The organism is Haemophilus sp. C1 (assembly GCF_001276515.1).
Lineage (GTDB): Bacteria > Pseudomonadota > Gammaproteobacteria > Enterobacterales > Pasteurellaceae > Haemophilus.
This window is the reverse complement of record NZ_LDVZ01000001.1, coordinates 145,408-164,796: the sequence shown is the minus strand read 5'-3', so window position 1 is coordinate 164,796 and position 19,389 is coordinate 145,408. Positions and strand designations below refer to the sequence as shown.

Annotated in this window: 23 protein-coding genes; all 23 read left to right on the top strand. The window is 37.3% G+C overall.

Annotation, left to right across the window (positions count from 1 at the left end; translation table 11 throughout):
- Window positions 1-245 precede the first annotated feature (245 nt).
- The 23 genes from rimP (at window position 246) to ABW51_RS00830 (ending at window position 19,373) form a co-directional block, all read left to right on the top strand.
- Complete coding sequence (rimP, locus tag ABW51_RS00940) at window positions 246-701, top strand: ribosome maturation factor RimP (protein ID WP_053465171.1); 456 nt, start codon at window positions 246-248, stop codon at window positions 699-701.
- Window positions 702-718: 17 nt separating this feature from the next.
- Window positions 719-2,206, top strand: coding sequence for a transcription termination factor NusA (nusA, locus tag ABW51_RS00935; protein ID WP_005645077.1), 1,488 nt, complete (start codon window positions 719-721; stop codon window positions 2,204-2,206).
- A gap of 11 nt (window positions 2,207-2,217) precedes the next feature.
- On the top strand, window positions 2,218-4,752 hold the full coding sequence (infB, locus tag ABW51_RS00930) for a translation initiation factor IF-2 (RefSeq protein ID WP_053465170.1): 2,535 nt from the start codon (window positions 2,218-2,220) through the stop codon (window positions 4,750-4,752).
- Window positions 4,753-4,891: 139 nt separating this feature from the next.
- A complete protein-coding gene (locus ABW51_RS00925) occupies window positions 4,892-5,311 on the top strand; it encodes a hypothetical protein (protein ID WP_053465181.1) in 420 nt (139 codons plus the stop codon).
- Window positions 5,312-6,532: a beta-ketoacyl-ACP synthase gene (locus ABW51_RS00920; RefSeq protein WP_053465169.1), complete on the top strand. Its 1,221-nt coding sequence runs from the start codon at window positions 5,312-5,314 to the stop codon at window positions 6,530-6,532.
- Window positions 6,529-7,002 (top strand): ApeP family dehydratase, encoded by a 474-nt coding sequence (locus tag ABW51_RS00915; RefSeq protein ID WP_053465168.1) that lies wholly within the window; start codon window positions 6,529-6,531, stop codon window positions 7,000-7,002. Before ABW51_RS00920 ends, ABW51_RS00915 begins: the two co-directional genes overlap by 4 nt.
- A gap of 73 nt (window positions 7,003-7,075) precedes the next feature.
- Window positions 7,076-7,810: a 3-oxoacyl-ACP reductase FabG gene (fabG, locus tag ABW51_RS00910; protein ID WP_053465167.1), complete on the top strand. Its 735-nt coding sequence runs from the start codon at window positions 7,076-7,078 to the stop codon at window positions 7,808-7,810.
- Window positions 7,811-7,868: 58 nt separating this feature from the next.
- A complete protein-coding gene (locus ABW51_RS00905; RefSeq protein ID WP_053465166.1) occupies window positions 7,869-9,116 on the top strand; it encodes a beta-ketoacyl-ACP synthase in 1,248 nt (415 codons plus the stop codon).
- Complete coding sequence (locus ABW51_RS00900) at window positions 9,116-10,024, top strand: hypothetical protein (protein WP_053465165.1); 909 nt, start codon at window positions 9,116-9,118, stop codon at window positions 10,022-10,024. Before ABW51_RS00905 ends, ABW51_RS00900 begins: the two co-directional genes overlap by 1 nt.
- A 36-nt stretch (window positions 10,025-10,060) precedes the next feature.
- Complete coding sequence (locus tag ABW51_RS00895) at window positions 10,061-11,194, top strand: beta-ketoacyl-ACP synthase III (RefSeq protein WP_053465164.1); 1,134 nt, start codon at window positions 10,061-10,063, stop codon at window positions 11,192-11,194.
- Between the two features lie 53 nt (window positions 11,195-11,247).
- Window positions 11,248-11,631: a hypothetical protein gene (locus ABW51_RS00890; RefSeq protein ID WP_053465163.1), complete on the top strand. Its 384-nt coding sequence runs from the start codon at window positions 11,248-11,250 to the stop codon at window positions 11,629-11,631.
- Window positions 11,624-12,610 carry a BtrH N-terminal domain-containing protein gene (locus ABW51_RS00885; protein ID WP_053465162.1) on the top strand — a complete coding sequence of 329 codons (987 nt, stop codon included), beginning with the start codon at window positions 11,624-11,626 and terminating at the stop codon, window positions 12,608-12,610. Before ABW51_RS00890 ends, ABW51_RS00885 begins: the two co-directional genes overlap by 8 nt.
- A gap of 17 nt (window positions 12,611-12,627) precedes the next feature.
- The gene (locus tag ABW51_RS00880; RefSeq protein WP_053465161.1) at window positions 12,628-13,116 is read left to right on the top strand and encodes an ATP-binding protein; all 489 of its coding nucleotides are present in this window, start codon (window positions 12,628-12,630) and stop codon (window positions 13,114-13,116) included.
- Window positions 13,113-13,838, top strand: a complete 726-nt coding sequence (locus ABW51_RS00875) for an ABC transporter ATP-binding protein (protein ID WP_053465160.1) — start codon at window positions 13,113-13,115, stop codon at window positions 13,836-13,838. Before ABW51_RS00880 ends, ABW51_RS00875 begins: the two co-directional genes overlap by 4 nt.
- Window positions 13,832-15,076 (top strand): ABC transporter permease, encoded by a 1,245-nt coding sequence (locus ABW51_RS00870; RefSeq protein WP_053465159.1) that lies wholly within the window; start codon window positions 13,832-13,834, stop codon window positions 15,074-15,076. The genes ABW51_RS00875 and ABW51_RS00870 overlap by 7 nt, the downstream gene beginning before the upstream one ends.
- Entirely contained in the window at window positions 15,076-15,363 is a 288-nt protein-coding gene (locus tag ABW51_RS00865; RefSeq protein WP_053465158.1) for an acyl carrier protein, read from the top strand. Before ABW51_RS00870 ends, ABW51_RS00865 begins: the two co-directional genes overlap by 1 nt.
- A complete protein-coding gene (locus tag ABW51_RS00860) occupies window positions 15,363-16,325 on the top strand; it encodes a beta-ketoacyl synthase N-terminal-like domain-containing protein (protein ID WP_053465157.1) in 963 nt (320 codons plus the stop codon). Before ABW51_RS00865 ends, ABW51_RS00860 begins: the two co-directional genes overlap by 1 nt.
- Window positions 16,316-16,798: a hypothetical protein gene (locus ABW51_RS00855; protein WP_053465156.1), complete on the top strand. Its 483-nt coding sequence runs from the start codon at window positions 16,316-16,318 to the stop codon at window positions 16,796-16,798. The genes ABW51_RS00860 and ABW51_RS00855 overlap by 10 nt, the downstream gene beginning before the upstream one ends.
- 85 nt (window positions 16,799-16,883) lie before the next feature.
- Window positions 16,884-17,321: a hypothetical protein gene (locus ABW51_RS00850; protein WP_053465155.1), complete on the top strand. Its 438-nt coding sequence runs from the start codon at window positions 16,884-16,886 to the stop codon at window positions 17,319-17,321.
- 9 nt (window positions 17,322-17,330) lie between these two features.
- Complete coding sequence (locus ABW51_RS00845) at window positions 17,331-18,095, top strand: beta-ketoacyl synthase chain length factor (RefSeq protein ID WP_053465154.1); 765 nt, start codon at window positions 17,331-17,333, stop codon at window positions 18,093-18,095.
- Window positions 18,080-18,838 carry a lysophospholipid acyltransferase family protein gene (locus tag ABW51_RS00840; RefSeq protein ID WP_053465153.1) on the top strand — a complete coding sequence of 253 codons (759 nt, stop codon included), beginning with the start codon at window positions 18,080-18,082 and terminating at the stop codon, window positions 18,836-18,838. The genes ABW51_RS00845 and ABW51_RS00840 overlap by 16 nt, the downstream gene beginning before the upstream one ends.
- Window positions 18,839-18,854: 16 nt before the next feature.
- On the top strand, window positions 18,855-19,112 hold the full coding sequence (locus tag ABW51_RS00835) for a phosphopantetheine-binding protein (RefSeq protein ID WP_053465152.1): 258 nt from the start codon (window positions 18,855-18,857) through the stop codon (window positions 19,110-19,112).
- Between the two features lie 9 nt (window positions 19,113-19,121).
- Window positions 19,122-19,373 (top strand): acyl carrier protein, encoded by a 252-nt coding sequence (locus ABW51_RS00830; RefSeq protein WP_053465151.1) that lies wholly within the window; start codon window positions 19,122-19,124, stop codon window positions 19,371-19,373.
- Window positions 19,374-19,389 lie beyond the last annotated feature (16 nt).

The window sequence follows — 19,389 nt, the reverse complement described above, 5'->3', positions numbered from 1 at the left end:
GTAGCTCGTCGGGCTCATAACCCGAAGGCCGTCGGTTCAAATCCGGCCCCCGCAACCAATAATAAGTTCAGTAAAAGAACCCCAGTTTTGGGGTTTTTTTCTATAAGAAATTTAATAAAAACTGGGCTTAGGTTCCTGTGAACCTAACCCTTTTTTTATGCCTAAAATTTTTTGTAGAAGTTTTTTAGATTAATTAAAAGAAGTAATTTTGACTAAAAACTAACACTACAGTATAGGAGTAGAAATTGGCTACATTAGAACAAAATTTACAAGAAATGCTACAAGGCGCAGTAGAGGATTTAGGCTGTGAACTTTGGGGCATTGAATGTCAACGCGCAGGTCGTTTTATGACAGTGCGTTTATTTATTGATAAAGAAGGTGGCGTAACTGTTGATGATTGTGCTGATGTAAGTCGTCAAGTGAGCGCAATTTTAGACGTGGAAGATCCAATTGCGGATAAATACAATCTAGAAGTGTCTTCACCAGGTTTAGATCGTCCGCTATTTACCTTGTCACAATTTGAACGCTATATTGGGCAAGATATCTCAGTGCATTTGCGAATTCCAGTGATGGAACGCCGTAAATGGCAAGGTAAGTTAGAGCGTATTGAAAACGATGTGATTATTTTAATTGTTGATGGACAGGAACAAGTTTTAGTCTTTGGTAACATTCAAAAAGCAAATGTTGTTGCAAAATTTTAAAAGGAGTAAGAGAAAAAATGAGTAAAGAAATTTTACTGGCGGCAGAAGCTGTATCCAATGAAAAGTTATTACCACGTGAGAAAATTTTTGAAGCGTTAGAAAGTGCTATTGCACTCTCTACCAAGAAAAAATACGAATACGAAACAGATATTCGTGTATCAATCAACCCAAAAACAGGTGATTTTGATACTTTCCGTCGTTGGTTAATTGTTGATGAAGTCAAAGTGCCAACGAAAGAAATCACTTTAGAAGCGGCACAATTTGAAGATCCAAATCTTCAACTTGGCGATTATGTAGAAGATCAAATCGAATCTATCGCATTTGACCGTATTGCAATGCAAACTGTACGCCAAGTAATCAGTACCAAAATCCGTGAGGCTGAGCGTGCAAAAGTTGTAGAACAATTCCGTGCTGAAGAAGGCAAAATTGTCACCGGTACTGTGAAAAAAGTAAGTCGTGACAGTATCATCTTAGATCTTGGCAATAAAGCAGAAGCGATGATTGCTCGTGAAGATATGTTACCACGTGAAAATTTCCGTCCAGGTGACCGTGTGCGTGGTGTGCTTTATAAAGTAAATCCTGAAGGCAAAACTGCACAATTATTTGTGACACGTTCTAAACCAGAAATGTTGATAGAATTATTCCGTATTGAAGTGCCTGAAATTGGCGAGGAAATGATTGAAATTCGTGGTGCGGCTCGTGATCCTGGCTCTCGCGCTAAAATTGCGGTGAAATCAAACGATAAACGTATTGACCCTGTTGGCGCTTGTGTGGGGATGCGTGGTGCGCGTGTTCAAGCCATTACCAATGAACTTGGTGGTGAACGCGTAGATATCGTGCTTTGGGATGATAATCCAGCACAATTTGTGATTAATGCAATGGCACCAGCTGATGTGTCTTCTATCATTGTTGATGAAGATAATCATTCTATGGATATTGCAGTTGAAGCAGCTAATCTTGCGCAAGCAATTGGTCGTAATGGTCAAAACGTGCGTTTAGCAACACAATTAACAGGTTGGACACTAAACGTAATGACGACTGATGATTTAAATGCAAAACATCAAGCAGAAGATAACAAAGTTTTAAACTTATTTATGAACGCATTAGAACTTGATGAAGAATTTGCACAAATCCTTGTCGAAGAAGGCTTCACAAGTTTAGAAGAAATTGCTTATGTGCCAATGAATGAATTGACAGCAATTGATGGTTTAGAAGATGAAGATCTTGTCGAAGAGCTTCAAACTCGAGCTAAAAATGCGATTACAGCCGCAGCAGTAGCTGAAGAAGAAGCATTGAAAAAAGCAAATATTGAAGATCGCTTATTGAATTTAGATGGTATGAATCGCCATGTAGCATTCAAATTAGCTGAAAAACAAATTACTACTCTCGAAGAACTCGCCGAACAGGGTGTAGATGATTTAGCAGATATTGAAGAATTAACAGCAGAACAAGCAGCAGATTTAATTATGGCTGCACGTAATATCTGTTGGTTTGGCGAAGAATAAGGAGAGCAGTAATGACTGAAGATGTTAAGGCTGATGCACCAAAAAAATTAAGCATTCAACGCAGAACAAAAACAACAGTAAGCAGTACAACAACTGGTGGTAAAAGCAAAGAAGTACAAGTAGAAGTACGTAAAAAACGCACAGTAAAAACTGATATTGCTCAACAAGAAGAAGCAAAATTAAAAGCACAGCAAGAAGCGGAAGCTAAAAAAATTGCTGAACAAAAAGCGGCAGAAGAAAAAGCTCGTTTAGAAGCTGAAAAAGCAGCAGCTAAGAAAGAAGCTGATGAAAAAGCAAAAGCTGAAAAAGCGAAATCAGAAGCAGCTAAGCCAGCAAAAAGTGCGGTAGATTCTAAAGCTAAATCTGTTGATCCTGAAAAAGAGAAACGCAAAGCAGAAGAAGCTGAACTTCGTCGTAAAGCTGAAGAATTGGCTCGTCAAAAAGCAGAAGAACAAGCTCGTCGTGCAGCAGAAGAAGCGAAACGTTATGCTGAAGCTGATGATTCAGACAATGAATCTTCTTCAGAAGACTATTCTGACTACAACTTAAGTTCAAGATATGCACTTGAAGCAGAAGATGAAGAAGATCGTCGTAACGAAAATCGTGGCCGTGGCAAAAATAAAGTAGCGAAAGCGAAAAAAGGTGGTCGCGACGATGAAAATAGCAAAAACTCGAAAAACGAGCGCGAATCTAATCGTAAAAATCAAAAAGATGCTAAGTTTGGTAAAGGTAAAAACGGCAAAAAAGGTGCCGCACTTCAACAAGCCTTTACTAAACCAGTTCAAGCTGTAAAAGCAGATGTTGTCATTGGTGAAACCATCACCGTTGCTGAATTAGCGAACAAGATGGCTGTAAAAGCGACTGAAATCATCAAAACGATGATGAAGATGGGCGAAATGGTTACTATCAACCAAGTTATCGACCAAGAAACCGCTCAATTAGTAGCGGAAGAACTTGGTCATAAAGTAATTCTTCGCAATGAAAATGAGCTTGAAGAAGCGGTATTAGGTGATCGCGATGTAAACGCAGAAAAAGTAACGCGTGCCCCAGTTGTAACCATCATGGGTCACGTTGACCATGGTAAAACCTCTTTACTTGATTATATTCGTAAAGCGAAAGTTGCTGCTGGCGAAGCAGGGGGGATTACCCAACATATCGGTGCGTATCACGTAGAAATGGATGATGGTAAAATGATCACCTTCTTGGATACTCCGGGACACGCAGCGTTTACTTCTATGCGTGCGCGTGGTGCTAAAGCAACAGATATCGTTGTTCTTGTTGTTGCTGCCGATGATGGTGTGATGCCTCAAACTATCGAAGCGATTCAACACGCAAAAGCAGCGGGTGCACCTTTAGTGGTTGCAGTAAATAAAATCGATAAACCAGAAGCCAATCCAGACCGTGTTGAGCAAGAATTATTACAACATGATGTCATTTCTGAAAAATTCGGTGGTGATGTGCAATTCGTTCCAGTATCTGCGAAGAAAGGTACAGGGGTTGATGATTTATTAGATGCTATTTTACTTCAATCTGAAGTACTTGAATTGACCGCTGTAAAAGACGGTATGGCAAGTGGTGTTGTCATTGAATCTTACTTGGATAAAGGTCGTGGTCCAGTGGCAACTATCTTGGTTCAATCAGGTACTCTATGTAAAGGCGACATCGTACTTTGTGGTTTTGAATACGGCCGTGTGCGCGCAATGCGCGATGAAAACGGGAAAGAAGTTGATGAAGCAGGTCCTTCAATTCCAGTTGAATTATTAGGTCTTTCAGGTGTGCCTGCAGCGGGTGATGAAGCAACCGTTGTACGTGATGAGAAAAAAGCACGTGAAGTGGCATTATATCGTCAAGGTAAATTCCGTGAAGTGAAATTAGCTCGTCAGCAAAAAGCTAAACTTGAAAATATGTTTAGCAATATGTCTGAAGGCGATGTGGCTGAATTGAACGTCATTGTGAAAGCGGACGTACAAGGCTCTGTAGAAGCGATTGTTCAAGCGTTAAATGAACTTTCTACCAATGAAGTAAAAGTTAAAGTTGTTGGTTCAGGTGTAGGTGGTATTACTGAAACTGATGCAACTTTAGCTGCAGCATCTAATGCCATCATTGTTGGCTTTAATGTTCGTGCTGATGCATCTGCGCGTCGTGTTATTGAAGCAGAAAACATTGATTTACGCTACTACTCAATCATTTATGAATTGTTGAATGAAATTAAAGCCGCAATGAGCGGTATGTTAGAGCCTGAATTTAAACAAGAAATTATTGGCTTAGCTGAAGTTCGTGATGTATTCCGTCATCCGAAATTTGGTGCAATCGCAGGTTGTATGGTGACCGAAGGTGTAGTGAAACGTAACAATCCAATCCGTGTATTACGTGACAACGTCGTTATCTTTGAAGGGGAATTAGAATCTCTTCGCCGTTTCAAAGACGATGTATCTGAAGTTCGTAACGGTATGGAATGTGGTATTGGCGTGAAAAACTACAACGATGTAAAAGTCGGCGACCAAATCGAGGTGTTTGAAGTGGTTGAAGTTAAACGTTCGATTTAATTTTTTCGTGGGTAATTGAAAGACTGATTTAATATTAGAATCTAAATCAGTCTTTTTTTATAAGGTGTTAGAAAAACAATTATCATTAAATTAAAGATTGGATCTACCTATATATTAAAGTAAGGTTATTACATTGAGAATAAGAAAGTTATTTGTAGTGATTTTTGCGTTATTTTTGACTTTCTGCACTACTTTACCTAAACCTGAGCGGCTACCTTTACAATCTCAAAAAGTGAGATTGTTTAAAGTAGAGAACGTAAATGAAGTTAGTTTACTTACGGTACAATTTGAAGATTTTCAATGGCGTTGGGTGCAAACTGATCCTTTAGGCTCACCGATTGCGCGAGTAATACTAACTAAGAAAGGCTGGCAAAATGATGGTTTTATTATGCCAAATATGCAAGCAAAGATGCTATTTTCAGGTTTAGCTGTTGCACTTAATTCTCAACAGCCTCCTTTTAAGCTTTCTTCACAATGGGATATTACTTCTAATTCGCCTCATTTTGAGATTCGGACACCAGACGGTATACTATGGAAAGTTGATGAATTGGAGCAATAAATGACACTATATCTATCCCAGCCTGCTATGTTGAGTGCAATTGGTAATGGCATCAATATTCATCTTGATATTCTATTAAATTATGGGGATTCACCTTTAACTAAAACCGATTTTCCTTATACTTCTCATCAAATAGATGGTCAATCTTATGTTTTAGGTAAAGTTAAGGAGGAGCTCCGTCCATTTCCTTGCGATCTACCTGCAGAACATCAAAGCCGTAATAATCAATTGCTTTGGCATGCTCTTGAGCAAATTGAACCACAAATTGAAGCTGCAATGACAAAATTTGGTAGAAATCGTGTTGCTTGTGTAATTGGCACTTCTACAACAGGCGTTGATGAAAATATTCCCGTATTCAAATATGCAGCAGAACACCAAGATTGGTCGTGCATACCATTTCGTCAGCAACAACAATATTTCTCAGCTCCCTCTGATTTTGTCGCATATCAATATGGCATACAAAATATGAGCTATGGTATTTCAACCGCATGTACATCGGGGGCTAGAGCACTTATTTCAGCTGCTCGTTTATTGAAAACTAATCTGTGTGATGCGGTAATTTGTGGCGGTGTTGATACACTTTCGCCTCTTACCATTACTGGGTTTAATTCACTTTCAGTATTATCTCATCAACGTACTAATCCGTTATCAGCCAACCGTAATGGTATCAATATTGGCGAGGGTGCAGCTGTATTTGTGATGACAAGGGAGGCAATAGATCATCATTCGATTGCCTTGTTGGGGTATGGTTCAAGTTCAGATGCTTATCATATGTCATCTCCTCACCCAGAAGGTATAGGTGCTATTGTAGCTTTTGAGGATGCATTAAAATCGGCTGAACTTTCTCCTGAAAAAATAGGTTGGATTAATTTGCATGGTACGGGTACAGTTCATAATGATCAAATGGAAACACTTGCTGTATCTAGTGTATTTGGTAATAAAATTCCTTGTACCACTACAAAGGCTTACACAGGGCATACTTTGGGGGCTGCTGGGGCATTGGAAGCTGCAATTTTATGGGCAGTAATTTCAAAATATCATAACCCAATAGGAAAATTGCCAGCTCAATTATGGGATGCCGTGCGAGATGATTCTCTCCCAACTATTTCAATTACGCATTCAAATAGCTATTGGAAAGATGAAAAGCGTATTGGGGCAAGCAGTTCTTTTGCTTTCGGTGGAAATAATGCCGTGCTGATTTTAGGTGAGGTAGAGCAATGAAATTAACCTTACCTATTGAAAATGTATCGCCTTTAATTCCCCAATCAGGTGAAATGGTTTTAGTCGATAGAGTAATTGATTACGGAGCTGATTTTCTTATTGGTGAAGCAAAAATTAAATCTGATCATATTTTATTAAGTCAAGGTGTTTTGCCAACTTATGCTGGTATTGAAATTATGGCTCAGGGCGTAGCTGCTTGGGCTGGGTGTCATAATCAGGAACAGGTTATAGCACGAAATAAGCAAGCTGAGGTTCGTTTAGGTTATTTACTTGGTACGCGCAAATTATATATCCATCAATCTCATATTGAGGTAGGGACCATCCTTGAAATTCAAATAAAGATGTCTATTCAAGATGCCACTGGTTTTGGTGTATTTGATTGTCAGTTAATTGATAAAAACTCGCGTAAGGTTTTACTTGAGGGGGCATTAAATGTATTTAGCCCAAAAGATGGTAAAGTGACGAAATAATATATAGGGACACAGGCTTGTGCCTCAAAATTGATGAATAGGAACATTACTCAATGTACAGCGAGGAAGAATTATGTCAGATAAGAAAACCATTTTAATCACCGGATCTAGTCGAGGTATTGGTAAGGCGATTGCCCTTGAATTAGCGCAAAAGGGCTTTGATATTGTGATTCATTGCCGAAGTTGTATACAAGAGGCTGAAGAAGTTGCACAAAGAATTAAAAATCTCGGAAAAAATGCAAGAGTATTACAATTTGATGTAAGCAATCGTGAGCAAGCAAAAATAGTTTTAGAAACAGATGTGGAAGCAAATGGGGCTTACTATGGAGTGGTATTAAATGCAGGTTTAACCCGAGATAATGCTTTCCCTGCACTATCAGAGGAAGATTGGGATATAGTATTACGCACAAATTTAGATGGTTTCTATAATGTACTTCATCCTGTGATGATGCCAATGATTCGACGCCGCAAGGCTGGGCGAATTGTGTGTATTACTTCTGTTTCTGGCATTATTGGCAATCGTGGGCAAGTGAATTATAGTGCATCAAAAGCGGGTTTAATTGGAGCGGTAAAAGCACTTGCTGTAGAATTAGCAAAACGAAAAATTACTGTAAATTGCGTGGCTCCGGGTTTAATTGATACAGATATTATTGATGAAAATCTACCACTTGAGCAGATTTTAAAGGCTATTCCAATGGAGCGAATGGGGCTTCCAGAAGAAGTTGCTCATGCAGTTAGCTTTTTAATGGACGGTAAAGCACAATACATTACTCGCCAAGTGATAGGGGTAAATGGTGGGCTTTGCTAATTGAGGATAATTAGGCAAATATCACGATTGTATTAGTATAAAATAATTGAGAAAAATAATGCAAAATAAACGAGTTGTAGTGACAGGTATTGGTGCAATTACTGCTTTTGGGCGTACATGGTCAGAAGTGCGGTCTGCTTTTGAGCAGAAACAAAATGCTGTGCGGAATATGGGATGGAATGATAAATACCCTGAACTTGAAGCGCAATTGGGGGCACCTTTACCCAACTATAATCCACCCAGTCATTGGACGCGTAAACAACTTCGCTCAATGGGACGTGTTTCTCAGCTATGCGTTGATGCAGCAGAACAAGCCTTAGCCAATGCTGGTTTGTTAAATGATGGTGAAGTGTCACCGCTTATCAAAAATGGCAATATGGGAGTAGCGAGTGGCTCGAGCACAGGTTCAACTGCAGATGTGCGAGATATGGCAGAACTGTTGATGACGGGAAAATCTGACACTTTCAATGCTTCAACTTATGTGCGTGCAATGCCTCATACTACAGCAGCAAATGTCGGTATTTTCTTTGGGCTGCAAGGCAGAATTATCCCAACTTCAAGTGCTTGTTCATCGGGCTCTCAAGGAATTGGCTATGCATATGAAGCAATTAAATACGGTATGATTCCTATGATGCTGGCTGGCGGAGGAGAAGAATTTTGTCCCTCTGAAGTTTATGTTTTTGACAGCCTTTATGCTGCGAGTCGTAATAATGATAATCCTAAAGGCTCTCCCCGTCCTTATGATCGAGATAGAGATGGTTTAGTGATCGGTGAGGGGGCTGGAATGTTTGTATTAGAGGAACTCGAGCATGCTTTGAATCGAGATGCTAATATTATTGCCGAATTGGTGGGCTACGGTGCTAATAGTGATGGTAGCCATGTAACTCAGCCACAAGCAGAAACAATGCAACATTGTATGGAATTAGCCCTAAAAGATGCGGGGATTTCAGCTGATCAGATCGGTTATGTGAGTGGACATGGTACAGCAACAGAAAAAGGCGATATTGCTGAAACTCAAGCAACAGAAGCGGTGTTTGGTAGGGTACCAATTAGTTCACAAAAAAGCTATCTTGGACATACACTCGGTGCTTGTGGTGCATTAGAAAGCTGGTTTTGTATTGAAATGATGAGGGATTGCTGGTTTGCTCCAACGTTAAATCTTGAGAATATAGACGAACGATGTGGTCAGCTTGATTATATTCAAGGTGATGGTAGAAGGATCCATACTGATTATGTGATGAATAATAATTTTGCATTTGGTGGAGTAAATACTTCGTTGATTTTTAAACGTTGGCAAGAAAAATAATGAAAAAAGTGCTTTTAATTTCTTATTCACAGACGGGGCAACTCACTAATTTAGCAGAAAATTTTCTTTCTCCTCTGAGAAATCATTCTGACATTTTTGTAGAGCATTGCCAGTTGCAACCTGAAACTGCTTATGGGTTTCCATGGCGGTTTCTATCATTTTTTAATACCTTTCCAGAAACGGTGCATTTAAAACCTGCCCCTATTATTCCGCCAAAATTGCAGCATGAAATGTATGATGTGATTATTATTGCTTATACAGTTTGGTTTTTATCGCCCAATCAACCGATTACTGCGTTCTTACAAAGTGAACAGGCGAAGTTGATTTTAAAAGATACGCCTGTGATTACATTGATCGGCTGCCGTAACATGTGGTTGCAGGCACAAGAGAAAATGAAAGGTTTACTTAAGCAATGTGAGGCAAAACTGATAGGAAATATTGTGAAAATCGATCAGTGCAATGATTGGGTAAGTTTTATTACTACGCCAGTTTGGTTATTAACAGGCAAGAAAAAAATTAAAGGCTTTCAATCAGCAGGTATCGCTGAAAGTGAAATACAAGATACCCAACGATTTGGATTACAGCTTTTGAAGTATTTCAATGATAATTACCCACTGGATAGAACAATTTTTCAAGGAATGGGCGCAGTAAAAATTGATGAAAAGCTAATGATGAGTGAAAAAGTAGGGGTAAGAAGTTTTCATATTTGGGGAAAGCTATTATTAAAATGCGGTAAGATTTCACCAAGTTTTCGTAAAATGATGCTTTGTGGTTACATTGTTTTTTTGATCGCTATGATTTTAACTGTGGTGCCGATTTCTTCCGTGATAAAGAGATTATTTAAACCGTTATTACAGAAAACATTAGATGAGCAGAAACGATATTTTGCTCAACCATCAGGGGAATGATAGCTTCCTATTATTAATGACAACGAAATAATAAAAATGCAAAACGTTTATATTAACAAAATTTCTTCTTTCCTGCCGAATAAGCCTGTTTCTAATGAGCAAATGGAAGCCGTGCTTGGAATGGTGGGGGATGTGCCTTCTCGTGTCCGTAAAATGATTTTGCGTTCAAATGGAATTGAACAACGTTACTATGCGATTGACTCTACGACTCGTCAAACAACGCATACCAGCACGGAATTAGCGGTTCAAGCAATTAAGAATTTAGGTATTTCTGCAAATGATTTCAGCGTATTAGCCGTAGGTACGTCTTATCCCGATCAAATTTTACCTGGTCAAGGCGTAATGGTTCATGGTTTGTTAGATAATGCACCACCAATGGAAGTGATGTCAATGGCAGGGGTATGTGTTGCTGGTATGGCTGCGATGAAACATGCCTATAATGCAGTGAAAACAGGTGAACATCAAAGTGCGGTGGCGGTTTCGAGTGAATGTGCTTCTGCCATTATGCGTAGCGAAAATTTCAAATCAGAAGTTGCTCAAAAACAACTTGAGGAGGCGAAGCCTGAAATTGGTTTTGAAAAAGACTTCTTACGTTGGATGCTTTCTGATGGTGCAGGGGCAGTACAGCTTTCTAACCAACCTAATGAGCAAGGATTCAGTTTTAAAATCCATTGGATTGATTTGGTTTCATATGCTAACGAAATGCCAGTGTGTATGTATGCGGGTGGCGAAGTGCAAAATGAACAATTTATCAGTTGGAAATCAGTTTCAGCCACAGAGCGTGATGCAAAAAGTTTTATGGCAATTAAGCAAGATGTGAAGCTACTCAATGAAAATATTGTGAAATATACGGTAGAAAAAGCCCTTTCTCGTATAGTGAAAAAATATCAATTAAAAGCCGATGAAATAGACTATTTGTTACCACATTACTCATCAAACTTTTTCCGTAATAGATTGCTTGAGGGCTTACGAAACATAAACTTTGAAATTCCTCAGAAAAAGTGGTTCACTAATTTAACTCAATGTGGCAATACAGGATCAGCTTCTATTTATATTATTTTAGAGGAATTTGTCCGCACTTTTGATCTTCGATCTGGGCAAAAAGTCCTATGCTATGTGCCAGAAAGTGGACGTTTTTCTAGTTGCTTTATGTTGTTAGAAGTAGTTTAAGTCTTTTCTAAATATCCTCTTTATAAAAGAGAAAACTTATATTTGATAAAATTATGGATATAAACGATATTCCCCAAGATGAGAGTAAAATTTTCCAAGGGCAGTGTAAAGTGATTTACGGTACCCGTAATGGAAAGTTTGAAGCAGGTAAATCTAATGGCTGGGCGGAAGAAGAATTTGCTACGGCTCAAGCTGTAGAAGAGCTTAATCAGCAAGCCCAAGAAGCCTTACAAGCCGTAAAAAACGGCGAAAAATCGCCACTTTACTATTTAATGTATAAAAATCGCTATGATCTCCAAAGCCTTGCTCAAGCAACAGGTTTTTGGCAATGGCAGATAAAAAGACATTTTAATCCAGAAGTGTTTAAGAAATTAAATAAAGCCAAGCTGGAACAGTATAAATTCGTTTTTGGTATCGATAATTTTACAAATGAATAATTTTCACCACCAACACACCGCCCACTGTGAAACTGGGGTAATGTCTACTTTATTAAAATCACAAGGTATAGATTTTAACGAAGCAATGGTTTTCGGGTTGGCCTCTGCTTTAACCTTTGTTTATCTGCCGATTATCAAAATCAGTGGTATGCCGTTAATTTCTTATCGGATGCCACCGAAGTCGATTATTACCAAAGTGGCTAAATTGTTAAAAGTGCGGTTAAAAATTCAGAAGTTTTCTTCTGAAATAGAAGGGCAAAAGGCACTTGACGAAGCCTTAAATCAAGGAAAACTTGTCGGTTTGCAAACTTCTGTTTTTTGGCTTCCTTACTTTCCGCCTGAAATGCGTTTCCATTTTAATGCGCATAATCTGCTGGTCTATGGTAAAGAACAACGTGATTACTTAATCAGTGATCCTGTTTTTGAAACAGTACAACGTTGTGCGGAAGAGGATTTGCAAAAAGCACGATTTGCGAAAGGTGCGTTGGCGGCAAAAGGATTGATGTATTATTTAGAAAAATTGCCAAATCAGACCGCACTTGATTTGTCTTCAATGCTACGTAAAGCAATTCGCAAACAAGCCAAACAGATGCTTACGCCCTTGCCATTTGTTGGCGTAAAAGGCATTCGCTTGGTAGCAAAATCTATTGAAAAATTAGCCTTTTGTAAAAAAAGTGAAAAATTTAAAAAGCTTTATTTAGGGCATATTGTGCGGATGCAAGAAGAAATTGGCACTGGTGGGGCAGGTTTCCGCTATATTTACGCTTATTTCTTGGAACAAGCTGCAGAGATTTGCCAAGAACCAAAATTTAAACAAGCTTCTGAACAGCTTACTCAAATCGGTGATTTGTGGCGAGAATTTGCCAGTCTTTGTGTGAAACAGTGTCGTAAATCAAGTGTTGATGGGTATAAAGAAACGGCAGAGTTTTTGAGAGATATTGCGGAGAGAGAGCAAGGACTTTGGGAAATTTTAGTATAAAAATAAGAGTGTAAAATATGAACAAACAAATTATTGTACTATTTGGTTCTAGTGGCCGAGGAAAAACAACGACATTAAAAAAACTTATTGAAGAGTTAAAAACTAAGTCAGAATTTTTATTTATGGGATATGTGGATGAGTATAATGATAGTCGTGTTGATGTTATTGCATTATTTAAACATCAAGAAAGTGATACTATTATTGGTATTTCAACAGCAGGAGATATCCAGAGCATTATTAAAAAGAGAATTGGTAGTATTTTAATTGAAAAATATAAATGTAAAATCATTTTTACTGCGTCAAGAACAAAAGGTAAAACTTGTTATGAATTAGATTCTTTAGCGGAAAAGCATAATTATTCTTTAAATTGGATTGAAAAATTATATAGAACATATGATCCTATTAAAAATTTGATTGGTGTAAAAAATAATAGCCATTTAGATAATATTACAAAAATAGAAGTAAAATATTTATTAGATTATTTATCGAATTATACTTTAAAATGATTGTATTAAAAGAACTCTTTCATTTCTACCCAAATGCTCATACCCCAGCCTTATATAATATAAACCTCAATATAACTCAAGGCTCTACCGTTGGTTTACTCGGACCTAATGGTGCAGGAAAAACCACGTTGATGTCGTTGCTTACTGGTTTGCAATCGGTACAGCAGGGGAAGATTTTATTTGAAGGTATCTCATTTGATAAATTGACGAAACAGCAACGTCGCCAATTTTCACTTGTTCCGCAGGATTTTGCTTTTTACCCACTTTTAAGCGTGTGGGAAAATTTGAAATTTTTCGCCGCACTTTATGAGATCACTGATAAAAATTGGCTATTAGAATTGTTGCAAAAAACGGGATTGACAGCATATAAATCCAAATTGGCAAAACATCTTTCTGGCGGTTTGAAACGTCGTTTAAATTTTGCGATTGGTTTAATTAATCGTCCCAAAGTCATTTTTCTTGATGAAATTACTGTGGGAATAGATCCTCAATCTCGTCAGTTTATTTTAGATAGTGTAAAAATGCTAAAAGAGCAAGGGGTCACAGTGATTTATACCTCTCATTATTTACAAGAGATTGAGCTGTTATGTGATAAATTAGTGCTATTAAATGAAGGAAAATTAATATATCAAGGGGAATTAAGCGGTATTTTGTCTGCTGGACAAAATCTTGAGCATTTTTACTTGCATTTTTTAGACAAACAGGTGGTAAAAACGTGCTGATTGTTTCAATTCTCAAAGAGCTTCGGCTATTAAGTCGAGATCTTCATGGCGTGGCAGTATTATTTATTATGCCAATTCTGTTTGTGTTGATTATGTCGGCAGCATTAAGTAATAACAATGAATTAAGTCAAGATTTGCCGATAGTATTATTATCTGACAGCAACAATCTATTAAATGATGAATTATTGCAAAAACTGAAATTGGAACAGCTTAATGTTCAGCAGGCTGATATTCATCAACTGTCTGAGTATCAATCTGAGTTACAAGCCGGTAAATTTGAATTATTGATTGCAAATTTTAATGAAAAATCGACCGCACTTTCAGATGAAAAACCACTAGCATTGTGGCTTAATCCTAGCGTTGAGCGAGGCTGGTTATTAGGTGTGAAAGGCGTATTGCAAAAATATTATACGCAGTTACGTTTAGCACAATATTTATCAGATAACCACATTACACTGAAAAATAATAAACAGAAACAAATCAAAGCGATAGAGAAAAAAGTCAATCAAGAATTAGATAAAAAGTTTGAGCAGATTAAGGTTTATTTAGATAAAAATTTATGGGAGGAATCCTATCTTAATCGTCAAGGTAAAGAAGTGGAGAAACCTAATTCAGTACAACATAGTGTACCTGCATGGTTAATTTTTGGTATGTTCTTTATTATGATCCCACTTTCAAATGTAATGGCAATGGAGCGACAAACGAATACTATCACTCGTCTTAGAATGGCTCGAGCTTCGGCATTTAAGCTTATTTTGGCTAAATTAATTCCCTATTTTTTAATTAATCAGTGTCAATTTATTGGAATGGTTGTATTGGGTTATTGGGTGTTACCTCATCTTAGTATGCCAGCTTTTGAGTTAAATGGTTCATGGTTTATCTATGCCGTTTTATCGAGTTGTGTGAGTTTAGCTGCTTTAGGTTATGGTTTGTTGATGAGTGTCATTGCGCGAACCACGGAACACGCTGTTGTGTTGGGTGGCGGGGGCATTATTATTATGGCTGCGGTTGGTGGAATTATGGTGCCTACTTATGTTATGCCCGAAATGATGCAAACCGTGGCTCAATTTTCACCGATGGGATGGGCATTAACAGGCTTTCAAAATTTATTGTTGAATCAATACCATTTGATACAAATATCTTCACAGTTAATCAAATTAGGCTTTTTTGGTGTAATTACATTGATATTGTCTGCAATAATTTATCAACAACAATTAAAAAAACAGGTAAGATTTTAATGAAATATACGTTCACTTTAGCACCTCAATTATTAGAGTTGGAATTAAAAAAGCTGATTTTGACAGAATCTCAGAAAGATGATTTTGAGCCTGAAGAAATCAGCGATGATGAACTACTCTTTGGCGACCAAAGTCGTATTCAATTGGATTCTCTTGATGCCTTACAGATTGTAGTTGCCCTGCAGGCTCATTTTAAAGTGCGTTTGCAAGGGGATCGTCAAGTGCGTAAACATATGATGAATGTGCATGATTTAGCGGCATTTATTCGTGCGGAACACACGAAATAATGGCGGTTTATATTCAAGCAAGCAGTTTAATTTCTGCAAAAAATTGTCAAAAACGTACCGCACTTCAATTGGAACGAGAGATTGAATTACCCTATTTTAGTGCGTTTGATAAGCCATTATTGAGTTTAAATGCTCTCGTTCATTTACTTATTCAGCAAGTTGAAATATGTATTAAAAAAGCGGGTTGGCAACAGACAGCGTTATCTGAAATCCCTATTTTACTAGGTTCAACAGCTTATACGATCGCGGATTGTGAATGGCGTTTTCAGCATCACCAATCTTTACCAGAAGTTCCCAATATTACGAGCATTGCGGAACAGCTTAAACAATATTTTGGCTCGCCTGTTTTAAGTATTGCCACCTCTTGTACTTCATCGGCGCAAGCTATGGGATATGCAAGCAAAATGATTGAGCAAGGAATATGCCGCAAAGCGATTGTAGTTGGTTTTGAAATGTTTAATCGGCTTACGTTTGAGCATTTTCAAGCAATGGGGCTATTGTCTCAGACTGAGAGTGAAGATGGTATTATTTTAGGGGAAGGCATAGGATGTGTTGCATTAAGTCATGAGCCATCTGAATGTCAAATTTCATCCATAGTGAGTGTGACCGATAACGCTAGTTTAACAAATAATAGTGATAAATCATTACAAGACTTAATAACGCAGATTTTAAATAAAGCGGATAAAGACGCTACAGATATTGATCTTATTAAACCACATTTTGTGGGAGGGCAATTTGATCGCGAAGAGAATGCGTTATTACAACAGCTAGCACTTATTCGTTCTGATGATATGTTAATGTTACCCAAAAAAGTGCTAGGGCATACGCTTGGGGCTAGTGGAGCAATGGAAACCGCTTGGCTTTTAACACAATTACATTTATCAGATAAGCCTAAAACAATCTTGAATTATTTTCTAGGTTTTGGTGGTAGCAATATTGGATGGATACTAAAATGGAAATAGTGGCACAATTTGAATTGCATGAACCAATTGATGATAAAATGTTGCGACAACACTTAAAAATAAAAGGAATCGATGCTCGCCGATTAAGTCGATTTACTCAACTTGCTTTATTTGGTGCTTTAGAACTACAGTCCTATTTATCTGAAGATAGTTGTATTTACTTAGGATCATCATTTAATTCACCGAGTAAATTTTTCAAAATGTTTAATGGACTTATGATGGAGAATGTACCAAGCCCATTAGATTTTGCTGCAAATATAAGTAATGCAACAGTTTTCCAACTAGCGAAGACATTAAAGTTACAAGGCACGAGTTTATTTCTTGCCTTAGAGAAACTGCAACTTCCCCAGCTTTTTCAACTTGCTCAATTAGATGTTCAACCCAATCAAACTGCTTTGATTGGTTGGGTGTTGGAAGATATTAATGATATAGCAAACGATGAAAGTCAGTGGTGGGTGATTAGAGGAAAATGAGTTTTTAGCTTGATTTGTTATTTAGAAAAAATCGTGTAAACTTGGCGCAATTTTTTACTGCAATGATATAGAGGATTATTAGAAAATGAAAAAATTAACATTAGCGATGTTAGGTGTATTGGTTGTGAGTGCATGTACAAATAACTTTGCGACGATTACCCCCATAGAAAAACGTGATAATTTAAATCATATTTGTATTAAGGAAGCGAAAAAACCGCGTTTGCCATCATTTGTACCAAGTATTGTAAACAGCTTGAAAAATAAAGGTATTACAAGTCAAGTTTATGTGAATAGTATTCCGAAAGAATCGTGTAAATATATGTTGAATTACGCTATTAATACTCGTAATGACGTTGTATTACGTACAACTATTCGAGTGCAGGAATTGGAAGGGGACGATTATACTAAAATTGGTGAAGTTGTTTATAAACAACGTAGTGCGGAAGAACAGGCATTGTCAAAATCACAAGGTGTACAAGGTCAAGCTGATCGTATTGTCGCAGAGCTGTTCAAAAATTATTAATTAGCTGACATGGATCAAAAGTGTGAATTTTCTTTTCACATTGTAGAGTGGAAAGTTGTAACTAATAAACTGTTATCTGAAGATGATTGGCGTTTAGGTGCCGAGCATTGGTATAAAAATAGATCTTCTTTTGAAGATTTTACGCCTAAACTCACTTTTTTACCTGCAATGAAACGTCGTCGTTTGAGCGATCTCGCACGTTTGTTTTTTGAAGCTGCTTGGGAACTTGTACCCGAAGAACAGAGTAACATTCCTGTAGTGTATGCTTCAAGAAATAGCGAGATCAATCGTAATTTTGCTTTATGGCAACAACTTTTGACAGAGGGCGACGTTTCGCCCACCTCATTTAGTTTATCAGTACATAATGCGTTGGTTGGGCAATGGTCTGAATTTCGTCAAGTAACAACTGAAACGATAGCGATTACGGCTCGTCAAGATAATCTTGAAACGGCTTTATTAGAGGCTTATTTATTGTTAAATGATGGATATGAACAGGTATTAGTTGTCTCGTCAGAGTATCCACTCGCAGAAAGTTATAATGTTCAACCTGTTGAACGACAACCTTTTGCTTATGCATTAGCAATGGTTATTGAGAAAGGTGAGCAGTACAGTTTGGCTCTTTCTACTATAAATCAAGAAAAATTAACTGTTTGTAAATCTTCATTGTTTACATCAGATAGCACATTGATGTGGGTTCATAACCAATTTGTAAAAAAAATGGAATGGGATACTGTAAGTAGTTCAGGAGCAATTTGGAAATGGCAGAAAAAATAGATTTTGTACGCCGTTTTATAGGTACAGCTTTCGGTTTTTTCTTGTTCGGTTTACTTGGGATTGCATATAGAATTATTCTTTATCCTTATGTCAAACGTGCAAAGTGTGGTGATTTTTCACAACAATTTAAGGCTCGGCAATTAGTGGGTAATATTTGGGCTTTCTTCGTTAAATATATGATTTGGGCCGGATTGCTAGAAGTAAAATATGAGGGATTTGAACGTTTAGGACGAAAAGGTCAATTGGTTGTGGCAAATCATCCTTCATTGATTGATGTTGTATTGATTTTTAGTAAAGTACCTCGTTTGAATTGTATTGTTAAAAAAGACTTGTTAAAAAATCCAGTTATGGTTTTTCCTATCATTGCTTGTGGTTTTTTACCTAATAGCGAAAGTGAGGAAGTGTTAGAAAAAAGCCATCAAATTTTGCAAGAAGAATCCTTATTACTTTTTCCAGAAGGAACGAGAACAGGTTTAGATGGAATCGTAAATTTACATCGAGGAGCTCTGTCAATTGGCTTACGTAGTTCAAGTCTTATTACACCTATTATAATAAAGATGACCCCTCCTAGTTTAAAGAAAGGGCAGCCTTGGTATAAAATCGCGACAAATAAAATTTGTTATGAGCTCAAAGTTGGAGAGGATATTGATCCTAAAGTGTTATTATCTGAAAAACCACTACCAATAGCTTCTCGTCGTTTGAAAAAGCAATTAGAAGATTTATTTAATTCACAAACTCATTAAATTTTAAGGAAACATTATGGAACTAGAACAACAATTAAAACAGCTGATCATTGATAGTCTTGCTCTTGAAGATATGACTGTTGAGGATATAGAAACGGATGCACCATTATTTGGCGATGATGGTTTAGGTTTGGATTCTGTAGATGCATTGGAATTGGGGCTTGCTGTGCAAAAAGCATTCAATTTGCAATTAGATAGTGAGAAGCAAGGATTAAGAGATCACTTTGAATCTGTCGCAACGTTGGCAAAGTTTATTCGTGAACAAAATAACTAGGGGTTAATCATGACTGAACAAGAAATTCAAATAGTATTGGTTAATGCATTAGAAACACTTTTTGAGGTTGATCCAAATAAGGTCACTCTTGATACAAATTTATATCAGGATTTGGAAATAGACAGTATTGATGCAATTGATTTAATTGATCATATTAAGCGTGAAACAGGTTATAAACTTCAAGCGGAAGATTTTCGTAATGTTCGCACAGTCGCTGATGTCATACAAGCTGTGTTAAAAATTAGTCAGAATACGGAGTAATTAGATGGTAGGTATT

Excerpts from the sequence above, each read along its gene's own strand:
- nusA (WP_005645077.1), top strand. The coding sequence starts at position 719 with ATGAGTAAAGAAATTTTACTGGCGGCAGAAGCTGTATCCAATGAAAAG.
- infB (WP_053465170.1), top strand. The coding sequence starts at position 2,218 with ATGACTGAAGATGTTAAGGCTGATGCACCAAAAAAATTAAGCATTCAA.
- ABW51_RS00920 (WP_053465169.1), top strand. The coding sequence starts at position 5,312 with ATGACACTATATCTATCCCAGCCTGCTATGTTGAGTGCAATTGGTAAT.
- ABW51_RS00915 (WP_053465168.1), top strand. The coding sequence starts at position 6,529 with ATGAAATTAACCTTACCTATTGAAAATGTATCGCCTTTAATTCCCCAA.
- fabG (WP_053465167.1), top strand. The coding sequence starts at position 7,076 with ATGTCAGATAAGAAAACCATTTTAATCACCGGATCTAGTCGAGGTATT.
- ABW51_RS00905 (WP_053465166.1), top strand. The coding sequence starts at position 7,869 with ATGCAAAATAAACGAGTTGTAGTGACAGGTATTGGTGCAATTACTGCT.
- ABW51_RS00900 (WP_053465165.1), top strand. The coding sequence starts at position 9,116 with ATGAAAAAAGTGCTTTTAATTTCTTATTCACAGACGGGGCAACTCACT.
- ABW51_RS00895 (WP_053465164.1), top strand. The coding sequence starts at position 10,061 with ATGCAAAACGTTTATATTAACAAAATTTCTTCTTTCCTGCCGAATAAG.
- ABW51_RS00890 (WP_053465163.1), top strand. The coding sequence starts at position 11,248 with ATGGATATAAACGATATTCCCCAAGATGAGAGTAAAATTTTCCAAGGG.
- ABW51_RS00885 (WP_053465162.1), top strand. The coding sequence starts at position 11,624 with ATGAATAATTTTCACCACCAACACACCGCCCACTGTGAAACTGGGGTA.
- ABW51_RS00880 (WP_053465161.1), top strand. The coding sequence starts at position 12,628 with ATGAACAAACAAATTATTGTACTATTTGGTTCTAGTGGCCGAGGAAAA.
- ABW51_RS00875 (WP_053465160.1), top strand. The coding sequence starts at position 13,113 with ATGATTGTATTAAAAGAACTCTTTCATTTCTACCCAAATGCTCATACC.
- ABW51_RS00865 (WP_053465158.1), top strand. The coding sequence starts at position 15,076 with ATGAAATATACGTTCACTTTAGCACCTCAATTATTAGAGTTGGAATTA.
- ABW51_RS00860 (WP_053465157.1), top strand. The coding sequence starts at position 15,363 with ATGGCGGTTTATATTCAAGCAAGCAGTTTAATTTCTGCAAAAAATTGT.
- ABW51_RS00855 (WP_053465156.1), top strand. The coding sequence starts at position 16,316 with ATGGAAATAGTGGCACAATTTGAATTGCATGAACCAATTGATGATAAA.
- ABW51_RS00850 (WP_053465155.1), top strand. The coding sequence starts at position 16,884 with ATGAAAAAATTAACATTAGCGATGTTAGGTGTATTGGTTGTGAGTGCA.
- ABW51_RS00845 (WP_053465154.1), top strand. The coding sequence starts at position 17,331 with ATGGATCAAAAGTGTGAATTTTCTTTTCACATTGTAGAGTGGAAAGTT.
- ABW51_RS00840 (WP_053465153.1), top strand. The coding sequence starts at position 18,080 with ATGGCAGAAAAAATAGATTTTGTACGCCGTTTTATAGGTACAGCTTTC.
- ABW51_RS00835 (WP_053465152.1), top strand. The coding sequence starts at position 18,855 with ATGGAACTAGAACAACAATTAAAACAGCTGATCATTGATAGTCTTGCT.
- ABW51_RS00830 (WP_053465151.1), top strand. The coding sequence starts at position 19,122 with ATGACTGAACAAGAAATTCAAATAGTATTGGTTAATGCATTAGAAACA.